Here is a 16,078-nt window from a genome sequence, read left to right as displayed (position 1 = left end):
TGTCAAAGGGTACATGGCCATGAGGGCGGATAAATAGCGGGCAACAGCAACGAAATGGAGGGCGTCCGAGTTCCTGATACTGTTATGTAGAGCAGAGCCGTCTCTCGATGTCTCGTTTTGGCATGTGGGTGTCTTAATCAGCAATGCTGCCAGAGTGTAACGGATGTTTACTGTCGTTACCCGAGCAGAGGTACCGATATGGCTGCCTGTTGCGGTTTTATAACGACCGGACCAAGTGCCGGCGTTGACTCCCGTTAAGCAAAAGGATGCTGATTTATGTGCGCAATTCATGGAAACAGAGGTGTTGTCTATACCGGTCCGGGCAAGGTCGAGGTGCAAGCCATTGCCTTCCCCGAGCTGGCCATCGGTAATCGAGCCTGTCATCACGGGGTGATCCTCAAGGTGGTATCGACCAACATCTGTGGCAGTGACCAGCATATGGTGCGCGGGCGAACCACCGCCGAAGCCGGTCTGGTGCTGGGCCACGAAATCACCGGGCAAATCATTGAATGCGGCCGTGATGTCGAGTTCCTCAAAGTGGGCGATATCGTATCTGTGCCGTTCAACATCGCTTGTGGCCGTTGCCGTAGCTGTAAAGAAGGCAAGACCGGTATCTGCCTGAACGTCAACCCGGCTCGTCCTGGCGCCGCCTACGGTTATGTAGACATGGGTGGCTGGGTCGGTGGCCAGTCCGAGTATGTGATGGTGCCTTATGCAGACTTTAACCTGCTCAAGTTTCCGGACTCGGATCAGGCAATGGAAAAAATACGCGACCTGACCCTGTTGTCCGACATTTTACCCACCGGCTTCCACGGTTGCGTTACCGCCGGCGTGGGCCCCGGCTCCACCGTCTATATCGCCGGTGCCGGCCCGGTCGGTCTGGCCGCTGCCGCAGCAGCCCAGTTGCTGGGGGCGGCCTGCGTCATCGTCGGTGACATGATCTCGGAGCGTCTGGCACAGGCCCGCAGCTTCGGCTGCGAAACCATAGATCTGCGCGAAGAAGGGTCGATGGAAGACAAGATTGAACAGATCCTGGGCGAGCGCGAAGTGGATGCTTTCGTCGACTGTGTCGGCTTCGAAGCCCACGGTTGCGGCTGTGATCATGGCAAAGAGCAGCCGGCAGCCGTGCTGAACTCGGCCATGGCTCTGACTCGTGCCGGCGGCCAGATTGGTATTCCCGGCCTGTATGTGACCGAAGATCCGGGTGCCATGGACGAGGCTGCCCGCCAAGGAGCCCTAAGCATGCGCTTTGGACTGGGCTGGGCCAAGTCGCATTCCTTCCATACCGGTCAGTGTCCGGTGATGAAGTATCACAGACCCCTGATGCAGGCGATTTTGTTCGACAAGATAAAAATCGCCGATGCAGTCAACGTGCAGGTGATTACACTGGATCAGGCCGTTCAGGGCTACGCCGACTTTGACGGTGGGGTATCGAAGAAGTTTGTGATTGACCCCCATGGCATGGTGCCGGCATAAAGGATAGAGTTGACTGGTTCATGCCTTCCATCTTGCGGTGGAGGGCATGTTTTGGTTGAAAAAATATACCCGGCCAGGAGCGGCCGGCAGGACAGTACTGTTCATGGTGATTGCTACAGACCAACCGCCATGACCGTTTTTACAAGGTTGATGATATGGATGAGACTCAAGCAGGCGTTCTAGACACTATCGAAGAGATAGTGACGTCGAAAAAACACAAACCCGGCGCGCTGTTGCCCATCCTGCATCGAATTCAGGACCAGTTCGGCTATATTCCCGATACCGCCATCGCGGTGATAGCAACCCATTTACGTAGCACCGCGGCCGATGTGCACGGTGTGATCAGCTTCTATCATTTCTTTCGCAGCGAAAAGCCAGGCCGGCATGTGGTCGAGGTCTGTCGGGCCGAAGCTTGTCAGGCCCAGGGAGGCCGTGAGTTCGAACGCCATGTGCGGGAAACGCTGAACATCGGCTTCGACCAGACCACCCCGAATCAGGATATCAGCCTCAAGGCGGTCTATTGCCTGGGCAACTGCGCCACCGGCCCTTCCATCAGAGTGGGGGACAAGATTAAGGGGCGCATGAATCCGGCCAAATTCGATCGTCTGGTAGACGAGCTGACCACCTTTAAACTGGAGCTGAAATAATGACGCTGCGAGTTTATGTTCCCTATGAAACCACCGCCCTGTCGTTGGGTGCTGACGAGGTAGCTACCCTGATCCGGCGTGAAGCCGAACGGCGCGGCATGGATATTGAATTGATCCGTAATGGCTCTCGGGGCCTGTTCTGGCTGGAGCCGCTGGTGGAGATAGCCACCGATGAAGGTCGCTATGCCTTTGGTCCGGTCGAGCTGGACGACGTGGCCTCCCTGTTCGACGCCGGCTTTGAGCGCGGTGCCGTCAAACATCCGCTGGCTCTGGGCCTGACCGACCAGATCCCCTATCTGAAAAATCAGCAGCGAGTGACTTTCTCGCGTATCGGCATCACGGATCCGGTGTCGCTGGACGACTACCGAGAGCTGGACGGTTTCAAAGGCCTGGAAAAAGCGGTGACGCTGTCGCCTCAGGAGCTGGTCGACTACGTGAAAGAGTCCGGCCTGCGTGGCCGAGGCGGGGCGGCCTTTCCCACCGGTATCAAGTGGCAGACCGTGCTGGATGCGCCGGGTGAACAGAAATACATCGTCTGCAATGCCGATGAAGGAGACTCGGGCTCGTTTGCCGATCGCATGGTGATGGAATCCGATCCCTACATGCTGATTGAAGGCATGAGCATCAGCGGCCTGGCGGTGGGCGCGACCCAGGGCTACATCTACCTGCGGGAAGAATACCCGCTGGCCCATGAATTGTTGAATGTCGCCATCGAGCGGGCCTACGTCGCCGGCATGCTGGGCGATAATGTCGCCGGCAGTGGCCGCCGTTTCGATCTGGAAGTGCGACTGGGCGCCGGCGCCTACATCTGCGGCGAAGAAACCTCGTTGCTGGAAAGTCTCGAAGGCAAGCGCGGCGTGGTGCGAGCCAAGCCACCGCTGCCGGCCATTGTCGGCCTGTTTGGTCAGCCGACCGTGGTCAACAATGTGCTCTCTTTAGCCGCTATTCCCGCCATCCTCAGCGAAGGCGCCGACCATTACGCCAGTTACGGTTATGAGCGCTCCAAGGGCACACTGCCGTTTCAGCTGGCCGGTAACCTAGAGCGGGGCGGCTTGGTCGAACTGGCGTTCGGCCAGCGTCTGCATGATTTGATTTATGAATTTGGCGGCGGTACACGCAGCGGCAGACCGGTACGCGCGGTGCAGGTGGGCGGCCCGTTAGGTGCCTATCTGTCGCCGGAGCAGTTTGATGTGCTGCTGGATTACGAGTCCTTCACCAAAATCGGCGCCGTGCTTGGTCACGGGGGCGTGGTGGTGTTTGACGACACGGTCAACATGGCCGAGCAGGCGCGATTCTCGATGGAGTTTTGCGTCGCAGAGTCCTGCGGCAAGTGTACCCCCTGCCGGATTGGCTCGGTGCGCGGCGTCGAGGTGATCGACAAAATCATCGCCAACGATAACAGAGCCGCTAATATCGAACTGCTGGAAGACCTGTGCGAGACCATGATTCAGGGTTCCCTGTGCGCCATGGGCGGCATGACGCCGTTCCCGGTGCAGAGCGCACTCCAGTATTTTCCCGAAGATTTCAACGACTCGAAGGGGGCGTAAAAGATGATTGAACATTTTTATCCCGAGAAGGATTACGGGACGCCAGCCCGGCTGTCGGAAAACCTGGTCACCCTGAACATAGACGGTGTTGACATCACAGTGCCCGAAGGCACTTCCGTGATGCACGCCGCCGCTCGGGCAGACATCAATATTCCCAAACTGTGTGCCACCGACAACATGGAAGCCTTTGGCTCCTGCCGGTTGTGCACGGTAGAAATTGAAGGGCGGCGTGGTTATCCCGCCTCCTGCACCACGCCGGTCGAGCCGGGAATGGTGGTACTCAGTCAGACCCAGGCGTTGGCCAAACTGCGGCGCAATGTGATGGAGCTGTATATCTCCGATCACCCTCTCGACTGCCTGACCTGCCCGGCCAACGGTGACTGCGAACTGCAAGACATGGCTGGCGCCGTGGGCCTGCGCGAAGTGCGTTACGGCTTCGACGGCGAGAACCACCTGGATGCGGCCAAGGACGAGAGCAACCCCTATTTCAGCTTCGACCCCAGCAAGTGCATCGCCTGCTCCCGTTGTGTGCGGGCCTGCGGCGAAGTGCAGGGCACTTTCGCCCTGACCATCGAAGGCCGGGGGTTCGACTCCAAGGTCTCCGCCGGCAAGAACACCAATTTCGTTGAATCGGACTGCGTATCCTGCGGCGCCTGCGTGCAGGCCTGCCCGACCTCGACGCTGATGGAAAAGTCGGTTATCGATCATGGTCAGCCCGAGCACAGCGTGATCACCACCTGCGCCTATTGTGGCGTGGGCTGCTCGTTCAAGGCGGAAATGAAAGGCACTCAGGTTATTCGCATGACCCCTTGGAAGGGCGGCAGCGCCAACCATGGCCATTCCTGCGTCAAGGGCCGCTTCGCCTTCGGCTATGCCACTCACAAAGACCGACTGACCAAACCGATGATCCGGGAATCTATCGACGAGCCCTGGAACGAAGTCAGCTGGGAAGAAGCCATCGCCTTTTCCGCTCGCCGTTTGCGCGAGGTGCAGGAGAAGTATGGTCGCAAGAGCGTGGGCGGTATTACCTCGTCCCGTTGCACCAACGAAGAAACCTATCTGGTGCAGAAGCTGATCCGTGCGGCGCTGGGCAACAATAACACCGACACCTGTGCCCGGGTCTGCCACAGCCCCACCGGCTATGGCCTGAAGATGACCCTAGGCGAGTCGGCGGGCACCCAGGACTTCGATTCTGTGATGGAAGCCGATTGCATCATGGTGATTGGCGCCAACCCCACCGACGCCCACCCAGTATTCGGCTCTATGATGCGCAAACGTCTGCGCGAAGGGGCCAGCCTGATCGTAGCCGACCCTCGTGAGATTGATTTGCTAGACACTCCCCATGCTGGAGAAGGGATTCACCTGCCTCTATTACCCGGAACCAACGTGGCCCTGATCAACGCCCTAGCACACGTCATCGTCACCGAAGGGCTGGAAGACGAAGCCTTTGTGGCCGAGCGCTGTGAGCCGGAAGATTACCGCGCCTGGCGCGAATTTGTTGCCGAAGAGCGTCATGCTCCCGAGCAAATGGCGGACGTGATCGGCGTGCCGGCCGAGGCTCTTCGCCGAGCCGCGCGTCAGTATGCTAACGCCGGCAATGGTGCCATCTATTATGGTCTGGGCGTGACCGAGCACAGTCAGGGTTCGACCATGGTGATGGGCATCGCCAACCTGGCCATGGCCACTGGCAACATCGGCCGGCCTGGGGTTGGGGTTAACCCGTTGCGGGGCCAGAACAACGTGCAGGGCTCTTGCGACATGGGTTCTTTCCCCCACGAACTACCCGGTTATCAGCCGGTTAACAACGACCAGATCCGTGGCCGGTTTGAGGCGGCGTGGGGCGTCAGCCTGGACGCCGAGCCGGGGCTGCGTATTCCCCACATGTTCGATGCCGCCATTGCCGGTGAATTCAAGGCCATGTATGTGCAGGGTGAAGACATCGCCCAGTCGGATCCCAACACTCATCATGTGGAGGCGGCGCTGCGCTCACTGGAGCTGCTGATTGTGCAGGATCTCTTCCTTAACGAGACCGCCAAGTTCGCTCATGTGATTTTGCCCGGCTCCACCTTTTTGGAAAAGAACGGCACCTTCACCAACGCCGAGCGCCGCATCAACCGGGTGCGCAAGGTGATGCCGCCACTGGCGGGCAAGGAAGACTGGGAAGTCACCATGGCACTGGCCAATGCCCTTGGCTACCCGATGCACTACGATCATCCTTCCGAGATCATGGATGAAATTGCCAGCCTGACGCCCTCGTTCACCAACGTCAGTTTCGACAAGCTGGACGAGCTGGGCAGCATACAGTGGCCCTGCAACGACGAGCACCCAGAAGGGATGCCGATCATGCACGGCGACAGCTTCCCCATCGGCCTGGGCCGCATGGTGGTGACCGAGTTTATCCCTACCACAGAGAAGGTGTCGGAAAGCTATCCGTTGCTGCTGACCACGGGCCGTATTCTCAGTCAGTACAACGTGGGGGCCCAAACCCGGCGCACCGACAACAACGTCTGGCACAGCGAGGACGAGCTGGAAATCCACCCGCATGACGCCCAGTTACGGCAGATTGCGGACGGTCAGCCGGTGACCATCGCTAGCCGTACCGGCAATACGGTGCTGAAGGCCAAGTTGAGCAAGCGCATGCAACCGGGGGTGGTGTATACCACCTTCCACTTCCCGCACAGCGGTGCCAACGTGATCACCACCGACAATTCCGACTGGGCCACTAACTGTCCGGAATACAAGGTGACGGCGGTGCAGGTTCTGGGCACAGATGCCAATGCCCTGTCTAACTGGCAGCAGAAGTTCTATGCCTTTACCCGCGAGCAGCTGGACCACCTTGAGGCCGGGAGTGAGCAGGGCAGTCGGTAAGTCTCCGTTATAGTGTGAACGGACATCAGTATAGGGGCGGCTGCCAGACAGCCGCCCCTTTTTTATGCCGTGATTTCGCCAATTATTTCGTCATTCTCGTGTAGGAACATCATCCTCGCGCTCCCTTTCGTCATTCCCGCGCAGGCGGGAATCCAGGGCCTGTGGCGCAAATTTTTCAGCCTGCGCTTCTCCTGCAAAGACACTGGACCCCGCCTTCGCGAGGGTGACGACAAAACGAGTGTCATTCTCGCGAAGGAACATCATCCTCGCGCTCCCTTTCGTCATTCCCGCGAAGGCGGAAATCCAGGGCCTGTGGCGCAGATTTTTCAGCCTGCGCTTCTCCTGCAAAGACACTGGACCCCCGCCTTCGCGAGGGTGACGACAAAACGAGTGTCATTCCCGCGAAGGAACGTCATCCTCGCGTAGGTGGGGATGGGAACCCAGCATCCTTTGCCGTGAATTTTCGTTCCCACTCGTCATTCTCGCGAAGGCGGGAATCCAGGGCCTGTGGCGCAGATTTGTCAGCCTGCGCTTCTCCTGCAAAGACACTGGCCCCCCGCCTTCGCGAGGGTGACGACAAAACGAATGTCATTCCCGAGAAGGATCGTCATTCTCGCTCTCCCTTTCGTCATTCTCGCGAAGGCGGGAATCCAGGGCCTGTGGCGCAAATTTTTCAACCTGCGCTTCTCCTGCAAAGACACTGGACCCCCGCCTTCGTGAGGGTGACGACAAAACGAGTGTCATTTCCGAGAAGGAACGTCATCCTCGCACAGGTATCATCCCCACATGAATCCTTCGGCTCGCAGTTAGCCTTTTAAATGTCGCATCTGGGTAAGAAAAGGGCGCATCCAGTGCCTGTAAGTTGGGCTATGTTATCTAAAGTTATATTAATTGATCGTTCAATCAATGTTCGGTGGCTGCCGCCAGGCAAGCCGGATCATGTTCGCAACGGAGTACATAGACCAGAAAGACCAATGGAAGATACAAGCTAAATTAACGATGTATCATGGAATCGACACAAGAGGATGTTACTCATGGAAGTGCTGTTATCTGTTGCTATTATGTTTACCCTGCTGGCGACGGCGGTGATCCTGCTGCGCTACGGGAATCTGCGTTGCAAGGGCGATATGCCTACCTCCTTGTTCACTTTTATCGCCATCTTGTTTACCTCGGGCCTAGACGTGGGCCTGATCATGTTTCCGCTGACCGAGTTTCCGGTTTATGCCAGCGAAGCCGAATACGGGTTCACCAATCCCCTTGCCATCGAGTTCGGCTTTTGGGGCTTTTTGGTATGGGGCTTTTATTTTCTGACCACCTTTTACTTTGTGCTAATCGAGCCCAGAGTCCGACTGTTCGAGCTGCCCCTGGTCAAGATTGTCAATAACATGGTGATCATCGGCACCTGCGCCTTCACCGGCTTCTTGTTTCTCAGCTATCTGCCCACTTATATCGAAGGCATAACGCCGGCCATGACCTACGGCTTGGTGGCACTGGTAGTACTGGCGGCGGTCTGGTCCAGCTCGGATGTGCGCTATGTGAAATTGCTAAGTGTGGCCTCTACTTGGCTGTTTATCGCCCTGATTGCCGCCATGTGGCTGAATACCGGAGCGGATGTGCAGGAGTTTGGCAGCACTGTGGCCGGCATTGGTGGATATTTTGTCAATATTCATGAATTTGTGACGCCCATTACCGACTACCACGCCTTTTACCTGTTCTGGTGGTTCTCGTGGAGCATCATGATTGGTCAGTTCGTGGCTCGTTTCTCCGGCGGACTCAAAGCTTGGCAGCTATTTATCTCCATGTTAGTGGTGCCGTCCATTCCCATCGGCATCTGGTTTTCGGTGCTCTATCTGCACTTTGAACAGAGTCTCGCCATCAATGGGGTGCTGAACATGGCGATGGTGGTAGTCGGCGTTATCTTCGTTATCAACTCTCTGGACTCGCTGATCCGTCTCTATACCACCAATCTGCGAATCGAAGCGGAAAAGCTGGGGCCGGTGCGCTATGTGGCTTTTAACTGGACGCTGATGTTCGGCTTGGTGCTGTTGTTTCAGTTCACGCCGCTGAAGATAGAATGGGTAGGGCTGGTGGTGATAGGTCTCTATGCTTCGATTACCTTGCTGCTTTGGCGTCGTCGTCGCCAGCTCGGTGACTTGGGGCAGCAGTCTTCTTCATTGAACGCTGCCACCGACAAGGCTTAATCGCCACACTTGTCGCGATATTCCCATCTGAAACAGGCCGCCAAATGGCGGCCTTTACCTTCGTCTTCGCGAGGGTGACGGCATATGCGTCGTTCCCGCATCTTAACTAAAATATCGAGTCATCACTCACCGAGTAGAGTCCATAAAAAAGCTGGCCTAGGCAATACGCCCAGACCAGCAAAAGTGGACCGACCTTCAATAACGCATTAACTCAACATCTTCGCCTGATCGGATTAAAACGCAACTTCCACATTGCCCTGAGGCACGCTGCAGCAGCTCAGTACATAACCGTCAGCGATGTCTTCATCTGTAATGCCGCCGTTATGATCCATGGTGACTTCGCCTTTTATCAGGTGCACCTTGCAGGTACCGCAGATCCCCATACCACAGGCCTTGGGAATATGCAGTCCTACTTGAGCTGCGGCGCTGTGCAGGGTTTCGCCCGGCATAATATCTACCTGTAAATCGCTGTTCTGGAACGATACGGTCAATCGGTCTTCTGTACGCTCCAGTTCTTCGGCCTGCTCGACCGCTTCTCGAACTTGCTCTTCAACATCATCTGCAACGTCGTCCGGAGTGGCGCCGAAGCTTTCCTCATGGTAGCGCTCCATCGGAAAACCGCTGTTTTCCAACAAGGTGCGTACTGCACGCATGTAAGGGGTGGGCCCACAGCAGAACACTTCCCGTTCCATGAAGTCTGGGGCGATTAGCGCGAGCATGGAGCCGTTAAGGTAACCCTTGAAGCCGCTCCAAGTTTCGCCAATGTCGGTACGTTCACAGATCAGGCTGAGGTGAATATTGTTCAGCCGGGAGTCCATGTGCTGCAGTTCTCGGTAGAACACCAGATCCTTGGGCGTGCGGGCGCTGTGCACGAAGTGGATGTCCACGTCGGCATTGGTGTCGAACCACCAGCGGGCCATGGACATCACCGGGGTGATGCCGACGCCGCCGGAGAGCAGCAACACCTTGTCATTGGGGAAGTCGATACAGTTGAAGTTGCCGACCGGACCATGCACCGCCAGCGCATCTCCTTCATTGAGATTGTCGTGCAGCCAATTGGATACCTCGCCACCGGGTACCCGCTTGACGGTAATAGAAAAGCTGTAGGGCACGGAAGGAGCAGAAGCGATGGTGTAGCTGCGCATCACCATTTGTCCTGCTATTTCCAGTTCCAGGGTAACAAATTGACCGGGCTTGAAGAAAAACAGCAGCGGGCTCTCTGCCGTAAAACAGAAAGTCCTGACATCCCAGGTTTCCTGTATGACTCTGACGCAACGCACCGGATGGCGTCCGTTACTCCATGTCTGGGTATTAATGGGTGAGATAAAATCCTGATTCATCGCGGTTCTCCGACTGGCTTAGCCTGATTGTCCTTACATACGGCATTCTTGTGCACTTCGGCCGTTGGTAGTTGCTCAAAAGCGACATGCTGTGATCTGCCAGCCCCATTTTTAAATATAAGTCGGTGCATATTGGGCGGGGCGGCGACAGATAGGTCGGAAACCATCTATAGGAGGGTCGCTTTCAGACAACCATTTGGGGATGATCTTGGTGAGAATGAAGTTAACGATAGGGTTCCAGCTTTGGTGGCAGGGACGCACTGTTCAATCTCAATAGCAAAGGAAGCACACATGGAGCAGATCAACACCGCATTGTTAGGCACAGCCCCCAGCTTGGGTGATGCAGTGCAGATGTTGCAGCAGCGTCGTCCCGGGTATTCACTCCCGCAGGCGTTTTATAGCAGCCCCGAGGTCTTTACCGCCGACATGGAGCAGATCTATTGCAAAGAATGGCTTTTTGTTGGCCTGACCTGCGAGATCCCCAAAGAAGGTAACTTCATGACCCTGGAAGTGGGCAACAACCCCATTACCATAGTGCGCAACAAGCAGGGAGTTCAGGCGTTTCATAATGTCTGTCGCCACCGAGGCTCACGGCTTTGTACCGAGAAAAAAGGCAAGGTCGCCAAGCTGGTCTGCCCTTACCACCAGTGGACCTATGAGCTAGACGGCAATCTGCTTTATGCCGGCAATGACATGGGAGAGAGCTTCAACAAGGCCGACTTTCCGCTAAAGAAGGTGCACACCAAGATTGGCGGCGGTTATATCTTCATTAGCCTGGCCGACAATCCGCCCGAGATAGATGATTTTCTGGCTGAGCTGGAGCGTTATCTTGAACCTTATGATCTGGAAAACGCCAAGGTGGCGGTACAGTCCGAAATTATCGAGGATGCCAACTGGAAGCTGGTGCTCGAGAACAACCGCGAGTGTTACCACTGCAACGGCTCTCATCCCGAATTGCTCAATACCCTGTTGGAATTTGATGACACCACGGATCCTCGAGCTACCGACAGCTTCAAGGCTCATGTGGCACGTATGGGCGAGCAGTGGGATGCGGAGAATATACCCCATCACCATGTATCGTTCGGACTGCGTAACCGCATGGTGCGGATGCCGTTGGCCGAAGGCAAGATGGCCATGACCATAGACGGCAGCCAAGCCTGCGAGAAGACATTGGGCCGGGTAAAAAACCGAGAGCTGGGCTCGCTGCGTATTTTACATCTGCCTAATTCCTGGAATCATGGCCAGAGCGATCATCTGGTTACCTTCCAGGTAGTGCCGCTGGGTCCGCAGAAGACCAAGGTGATCACCAAGTGGGTGGTACACAAAGACGCGGTGGAAGGAGTCGACTACAACGTGGAAAAGCTGCGCCGCGTGTGGGATGCCACCAATGCTCAGGACAGAACCCTGGCCGAAAATAACCAGCGCGGCATCAATTCCCTCGCCTACGAGCCAGGCCCTTATTCACCCACCTATGAATTCGGGGTGGTGAATTTTGTCGACTGGTACGCAGAGACCTTTATTGACCACGCTGGTGGTCAGACCCTGCGCGTCGAGTTATCCGAGTAACAGTGGTAGGAGGGGAGCAGACGGCTCCCCTCGTCATGTCCGCTGACGTTCTACGTCATGCCAGTGCCTCCCTTCGTCACTCCCGTCTTCTTCGTCATTCCCGCGAAGGAACGTCATCCTCGCGTAGGCGGGGACGAGAGCCCAGTGCCCAGTTCGTTCTTGCCGCCTTAGCCTTCTTTCTCTGCAGAATAATATCGTTATCGAGAGCTGTGCTTCTTGTCCTGGATCCCCGACTTCGCGAGGATGACGGCAAACACAGTGCCTTCTTATTCCTGGTCACTCCGAGCCTTGCTTCGTCACTCCCGCCTTCTTCGTCACTCCCGCGCAGGCGGGAGCCCAGTGACCTTTGCCGTGGTTTCTCGCCCGTCACTCCCGTGCCTTGCTTCGTCACTCCCGCGAAGGCGGGAGCCCAGTGACCTTTTCCGTGGTTTCTCGCCCGTTATGCTCGCGCAAGCGGCGCTCATTTCATGCAGGCGTCCAGAATGGCTTGTACCTCTGGATGCAACAGATCCCGCTTGACCAGCAAAGAAGCCAGCCGCTCCTGCCAGACCTCCCTATTTGGGCCTGACAGTGCCTCGCTCAGTCTGTTACTGCACTCCGCCAGCGACAGCTGCTTTGTATCCTCAAGCCCCCATATCTGCAACTGGGCACGTAAATCGTCCTGATCGATCAGCTCGGTAATCATCATGGTATTTTCTCTCTGGTTCATGCATATCACCATAGCCTATGCGGTCATATTTTAGCTCGCAACAGATCAAGGTACTGGTGTCGCTTTTTGGATAGTCACTGGGTGATAGGGCGCATAAACATAACAGGGTGTCGTATTGAGAAAGCTGTACTGGGGGGATAGCTGTTGTTATAGAGGCCGGTTTTTGCCCATAACGACGGCTTTCGCCGTTATGGGCAAACTCTGCACCGGAAGCAGGGCCTTCAGGATCTTAGGCCCTTGCTGCCGTTAGATGTTTATTAACCCGACGGAGACCTTGTCCTATGTTAGCCAAAGATGGACTTTTGAAAGGAATGAGCCCGGCGGCGACGATCAGTTCCTTGATTATCGTTACCTTGTTTGTGGTGGGAGGTGCCTTATTACCCGATGCGGCAGCCACCCTGTTTGACAGCGTATCGGGATATCTCATCAACAATTTCAAATGGTATTACATTGCCATTTTGGCGTTGATGCTGGTGTTCTGTGTGGTATTGGCCTTCAGCCGGTTTGGCAGCTTGCGCTTGGGAGACGATGACTCCCGCCCGGAATACAGCCTGTTTTCCTGGTTTGCCATGCTGTTCAGCGCAGGTATGGGCATCGGTTTAGTGTTCTGGTCTATTGCCGAGCCTATTTACCATTTTCAGAGTAACCCCTTCATTGGCGAAGGCATGACGCCGGAAGCGGCCGAAGTAGCCATGCGGTTGACCTTCTTTCACTGGGGCCTACATCCATGGGCTATTTATGTGGTGGTGGGGCTGACTCTTGCCTATTTCTCCTACCGCAAGGGGTTGCCACTGACCATCCGCTCTGCGCTCTATCCGCTGATTGGCCAACGTATCTACGGCTGGATGGGGCACACGGTGGATACTCTGGCGGTATTCGGCACCATTTTCGGGGTGGCGACCTCTCTCGGTCTTGGGGTTACCCAGATCAACACCGGCATGAACGATCTCTTCGGGCTGGAAGTCAGCACCAGCAACCAATTGATCCTAATAGTGGTGATTTCTCTGATTGCGACCCTGTCGGTGTTGTCCGGGTTGGGCCGGGGAGTGAAATGGCTGTCGGTGATTAACATGTGGTTTACCGCCGCCATCCTGTTATTCCTGTTGTGCTATGGCCCCACCCGTTATCTGTTGCTTAGCTATGTGCAGGGCATCGGTGATTACCTGACCCATGTGGTGGCTCTTAGCACGTGGACCGATGCCAGCAAAGACAGCCAGTGGCAGTCTTGGTGGACGGTGTTCTATTGGGCCTGGTGGATGTCTTGGTCACCCTTCGTCGGCATGTTTATCGCCCGTATATCCAAGGGGCGTACCGTGCGCGAATTTATCTGTGGCGTGCTACTGGTGCCGACCCTGCTGGGTATGCTCTGGCTGACCATGTTCGGTAGTACCGCCCTTTATCTGGAGCTAAATCATACGGTGACCAATGCAGCCGGAGAAGTGATAGCGGCCGTGGGTCAGGCGGGTATTGTCACCGCCGTAGATGAGAATGTTACTTCGGCTCTGTATACGACCCTGTCTTTGCTGGATGGCGGCGTTATGGGTACTTTAGCCTCGATATTGGCGACAGTGCTGGTGGCGTTGTATTTCATCACTTCAGCGGACTCTGGCACTCTGGTGGTAACCACCATACTCTCTCTGGGTAACGAACATCCGCCGCGATTTCAGCGGGTGCTGTGGAGTATGGCGGTGGCGGCGGTGGCGTCCATACTGATGCTGGCCGGGGGTCTTAAGGCGCTGCAGACGGCGGCCATCATTGCGGCTTTTCCCTTTTCATTCGTTATCCTGATCATGATGTGGGGTTTGTACCGAGCCCTGCACGAGGAGGTGCCCGTCACGCAGCCGGTGACGGTCGACGTACCGGTCACCATAGACTCGCCGGTAAAGGTGCCGCCGGCATCTTGACGGTCACTTTTTATTAAAATGTTTACTGTGATTTTTAAGCGAAACACATGGGGGTCGGCGAAAGCCTTCCCCTTTTTTCGTGTGTTTTTGCAGATGGCAGCCCCCTCTGGCTCTGCGCCAGCTCGTCTTACCTACCTGTCTGTTAATAGATAACTATTTATATGTTTTTTGGGGGGGAAGGGAAAAGCAGGTCTTTCATTAAGTATTTAACTTTAAGTTTTTGTATTTTAAGTTTTTTATAGTGATTTATAGGATTTAGATGAGTTTTTAAAATCAACTGTAATAACGGAGTTAACAGCGGTTGATTACAATTTATCACTGGGTCACGAAAAATTAGCAGTTATCGGGTTTCTTAAATTTCATTTGTAGTATATGTTTCGCATATGTGATTATTTGTAGCGTAAATGTTTACATATCGTTATCGGGCCGGCGTTGTATCAACAGGAACCCCGGCTGCAGTTGTCCAGGGATCAGGAGCAAGTGAAATGAGTCAAACACAACGAGTCGGTTTCCTACTAATAGATAACTTCACCATGATTTCTCTTGCCTCTGCCATCGAGCCGCTGCGCATGGCTAATCAACTGTCGGGTCAGCCCCTCTATGAATGGGTAATGCTGACCGAAACTGGAGCACCGGTACGGGCCAGCGACCAGATACTGGTCACCCCAGATCACAGCATTCAGGATTGCGGTAAACTGGACATGGTGATTCTCTGCGGGGGGGTTGGGGTGGTTAATGCTCGCAGCCGAGCTTTGCGTATCTGGGTGCAGCAGCTGGCCAAGCGTCGTATCAAGCTCGGAGCCGTCTGTACCGGCAGTTATCTGCTGGCCGATGCGGGTGTTTTAACCGGTTATCGCTGTACCCTGCATTGGGAATACATGGCCTCGTTTAAAGAAGCCTTTCCTCAACTGGAAACCAGTAATGCTCTCTATTGTATCGACCGAGATCGCCTGACCAGCAGCGGCGGTACCGTGCCAATGGACATGATGCTACACCTGATCGAGAAGGAGCATTCTAGCGCCCTGAGCATCGCCATTTGCGACATGTTTCTGTGTGAGCGTATTCGTGAAGGGCAAGAAGAGCAGCGAGTGCCGCTGCGCCATATGGTGGGCACGGCCCAGCCCAAGCTGGCCGAAGTGGTGGCGCTGATGGAAGCCAATCTGGAAGAGCCACTTACCCTAGACGAGCTGGCCTGTTATGTGGCTTTGTCTCGGCGTCAGGTCGAGCGATTGTTTCAGCGGCATGTAAAATGCTCACCGTCCCGTTACTACCTCAACCTGCGGTTGAAACGAGCCCGACAGCTGTTGCGCCAAACTTCACTGTCCATTATCGACATCGCCACCGCTTGCGGATTTGTGTCTACTCCCCATTTTAGTAAATGTTACCGAGAAAATTTCGGTATGCCACCGCGGGATGATCGCTGTAGTCGCTCTGCTCCTAAGCCGCTCGCCCCAGTGCTAACCGACTTGCTTATGCATATTCAGCTGGATTCGGCCAAGAGCGAACCCACCTTTGCCTCGGTAACACTGTAACTTTCCCCTTTCTTTTAAAGGCTCCTGAAGGAGCCTTTTCTATGCCTGCCAAGTCGTGAACCCATGACCTCTTTTGTTGAAACTGTAAAGCGCCTGCGGAATCGCACTGTATTTTTGCCGTCATCCTCGCGAAGGCGGGGACGGGGCTCCAGAGCAGGGAGCACCATTCTCGATAATGGTTGCTGGCTTGCCAAGGTCACTGGGCTCCCGTCCCCGCCTACGTGTAGTGGTCAAGTAAAAGTGGCCACGGTTTTAGAGTTTTTCCAAAACAATCGTTCAGACTCGTTT

General features: G+C 55.5%; 11 protein-coding genes. 8 read left to right on the top strand and 3 right to left on the bottom strand.

Features of this window, described 5'->3' with window-relative positions; translation table 11 throughout:
* Nucleotides 1-276 precede the first annotated feature (276 nt).
* The 4 genes from fdhA to fdhF all read left to right on the top strand — a co-directional run bounded on the left by fdhA (nucleotide 277) and on the right by fdhF (nucleotide 6,538).
* The gene (gene fdhA, locus ACFQ1C_RS12475) at nucleotides 277-1,476 is read left to right on the top strand and encodes a formaldehyde dehydrogenase, glutathione-independent (protein WP_449290069.1); all 1,200 of its coding nucleotides are present in this window, start codon (nucleotides 277-279) and stop codon (nucleotides 1,474-1,476) included.
* A gap of 155 nt (nucleotides 1,477-1,631) precedes the next feature.
* A complete protein-coding gene (locus tag ACFQ1C_RS12470; protein WP_379558944.1) occupies nucleotides 1,632-2,123 on the top strand; it encodes a formate dehydrogenase subunit gamma in 492 nt (163 codons plus the stop codon).
* The gene (locus ACFQ1C_RS12465; protein WP_379558943.1) at nucleotides 2,123-3,670 is read left to right on the top strand and encodes a formate dehydrogenase beta subunit; all 1,548 of its coding nucleotides are present in this window, start codon (nucleotides 2,123-2,125) and stop codon (nucleotides 3,668-3,670) included. The genes ACFQ1C_RS12470 and ACFQ1C_RS12465 overlap by 1 nt, the downstream gene beginning before the upstream one ends.
* A gap of 3 nt (nucleotides 3,671-3,673) precedes the next feature.
* Nucleotides 3,674-6,538 (top strand): formate dehydrogenase subunit alpha, encoded by a 2,865-nt coding sequence (gene fdhF / locus ACFQ1C_RS12460; protein ID WP_379558942.1) that lies wholly within the window; start codon nucleotides 3,674-3,676, stop codon nucleotides 6,536-6,538.
* Nucleotides 6,539-6,628: 90 nt separating this feature from the next.
* On the opposite strand, the gene ACFQ1C_RS12455 is transcribed toward fdhF, so the two are convergent.
* A complete protein-coding gene (locus ACFQ1C_RS12455) occupies nucleotides 6,629-6,892 on the bottom strand; it encodes a hypothetical protein (RefSeq protein WP_379558941.1) in 264 nt (87 codons plus the stop codon).
* Between the two features lie 680 nt (nucleotides 6,893-7,572).
* Here ACFQ1C_RS12455 and ACFQ1C_RS12450 point away from each other — a divergent pair.
* Nucleotides 7,573-8,739, top strand: coding sequence for a BCCT family transporter (locus tag ACFQ1C_RS12450; protein ID WP_379558940.1), 1,167 nt, complete (start codon nucleotides 7,573-7,575; stop codon nucleotides 8,737-8,739).
* Between the two features lie 233 nt (nucleotides 8,740-8,972).
* Here ACFQ1C_RS12450 and ACFQ1C_RS12445 read toward each other — a convergent pair whose 3' ends face one another.
* Nucleotides 8,973-10,079 carry an FAD-binding oxidoreductase gene (locus tag ACFQ1C_RS12445; RefSeq protein ID WP_379558939.1) on the bottom strand — a complete coding sequence of 369 codons (1,107 nt, stop codon included), beginning with the start codon at nucleotides 10,077-10,079 and terminating at the stop codon, nucleotides 8,973-8,975.
* Between the two features lie 291 nt (nucleotides 10,080-10,370).
* Between ACFQ1C_RS12445 and ACFQ1C_RS12440 the strand changes: the two genes are divergently transcribed.
* On the top strand, nucleotides 10,371-11,645 hold the full coding sequence (locus ACFQ1C_RS12440; RefSeq protein ID WP_379558938.1) for an aromatic ring-hydroxylating oxygenase subunit alpha: 1,275 nt from the start codon (nucleotides 10,371-10,373) through the stop codon (nucleotides 11,643-11,645).
* 460 nt (nucleotides 11,646-12,105) lie between these two features.
* Here ACFQ1C_RS12440 and ACFQ1C_RS12435 read toward each other — a convergent pair whose 3' ends face one another.
* Complete coding sequence (locus tag ACFQ1C_RS12435) at nucleotides 12,106-12,354, bottom strand: hypothetical protein (RefSeq protein WP_379558937.1); 249 nt, start codon at nucleotides 12,352-12,354, stop codon at nucleotides 12,106-12,108.
* A 281-nt stretch (nucleotides 12,355-12,635) separates the two neighbouring features.
* Here ACFQ1C_RS12435 and ACFQ1C_RS12430 point away from each other — a divergent pair, with 281 nt between their 5' ends.
* The gene (locus ACFQ1C_RS12430; protein WP_379558936.1) at nucleotides 12,636-14,258 is read left to right on the top strand and encodes a BCCT family transporter; all 1,623 of its coding nucleotides are present in this window, start codon (nucleotides 12,636-12,638) and stop codon (nucleotides 14,256-14,258) included.
* A 485-nt stretch (nucleotides 14,259-14,743) separates the two neighbouring features.
* Complete coding sequence (gene gbdR, locus ACFQ1C_RS12425; RefSeq protein WP_379558935.1) at nucleotides 14,744-15,790, top strand: choline metabolism transcriptional regulator GbdR; 1,047 nt, start codon at nucleotides 14,744-14,746, stop codon at nucleotides 15,788-15,790.
* Nucleotides 15,791-16,078 lie beyond the last annotated feature (288 nt).

It is taken from the genome of Oceanisphaera ostreae (assembly GCF_042676125.1).
Lineage (GTDB): Bacteria > Pseudomonadota > Gammaproteobacteria > Enterobacterales > Aeromonadaceae > Oceanimonas > Oceanimonas ostreae.
The sequence above is the reverse complement of the archived record's forward strand: the minus strand, read 5'-3'. Positions and strand labels throughout refer to the sequence as shown.

What these genes read in the sequence shown, in the direction of transcription:
- ACFQ1C_RS12445 (WP_379558939.1), bottom strand. Translation starts at nt 10,079, where the DNA reads ATGAATCAGGATTTTATCTCACCCATTAATACCCAGACATGGAGTAAC.
- ACFQ1C_RS12450 (WP_379558940.1), top strand. Translation starts at nt 7,573, where the DNA reads ATGGAAGTGCTGTTATCTGTTGCTATTATGTTTACCCTGCTGGCGACG.
- fdhA (WP_449290069.1), top strand. Translation starts at nt 277, where the DNA reads ATGTGCGCAATTCATGGAAACAGAGGTGTTGTCTATACCGGTCCGGGC.
- ACFQ1C_RS12430 (WP_379558936.1), top strand. Translation starts at nt 12,636, where the DNA reads ATGTTAGCCAAAGATGGACTTTTGAAAGGAATGAGCCCGGCGGCGACG.
- gbdR (WP_379558935.1), top strand. Translation starts at nt 14,744, where the DNA reads ATGAGTCAAACACAACGAGTCGGTTTCCTACTAATAGATAACTTCACC.
- ACFQ1C_RS12470 (WP_379558944.1), top strand. Translation starts at nt 1,632, where the DNA reads ATGGATGAGACTCAAGCAGGCGTTCTAGACACTATCGAAGAGATAGTG.
- ACFQ1C_RS12465 (WP_379558943.1), top strand. Translation starts at nt 2,123, where the DNA reads ATGACGCTGCGAGTTTATGTTCCCTATGAAACCACCGCCCTGTCGTTG.
- fdhF (WP_379558942.1), top strand. Translation starts at nt 3,674, where the DNA reads ATGATTGAACATTTTTATCCCGAGAAGGATTACGGGACGCCAGCCCGG.
- ACFQ1C_RS12435 (WP_379558937.1), bottom strand. Translation starts at nt 12,354, where the DNA reads ATGAACCAGAGAGAAAATACCATGATGATTACCGAGCTGATCGATCAG.
- ACFQ1C_RS12440 (WP_379558938.1), top strand. Translation starts at nt 10,371, where the DNA reads ATGGAGCAGATCAACACCGCATTGTTAGGCACAGCCCCCAGCTTGGGT.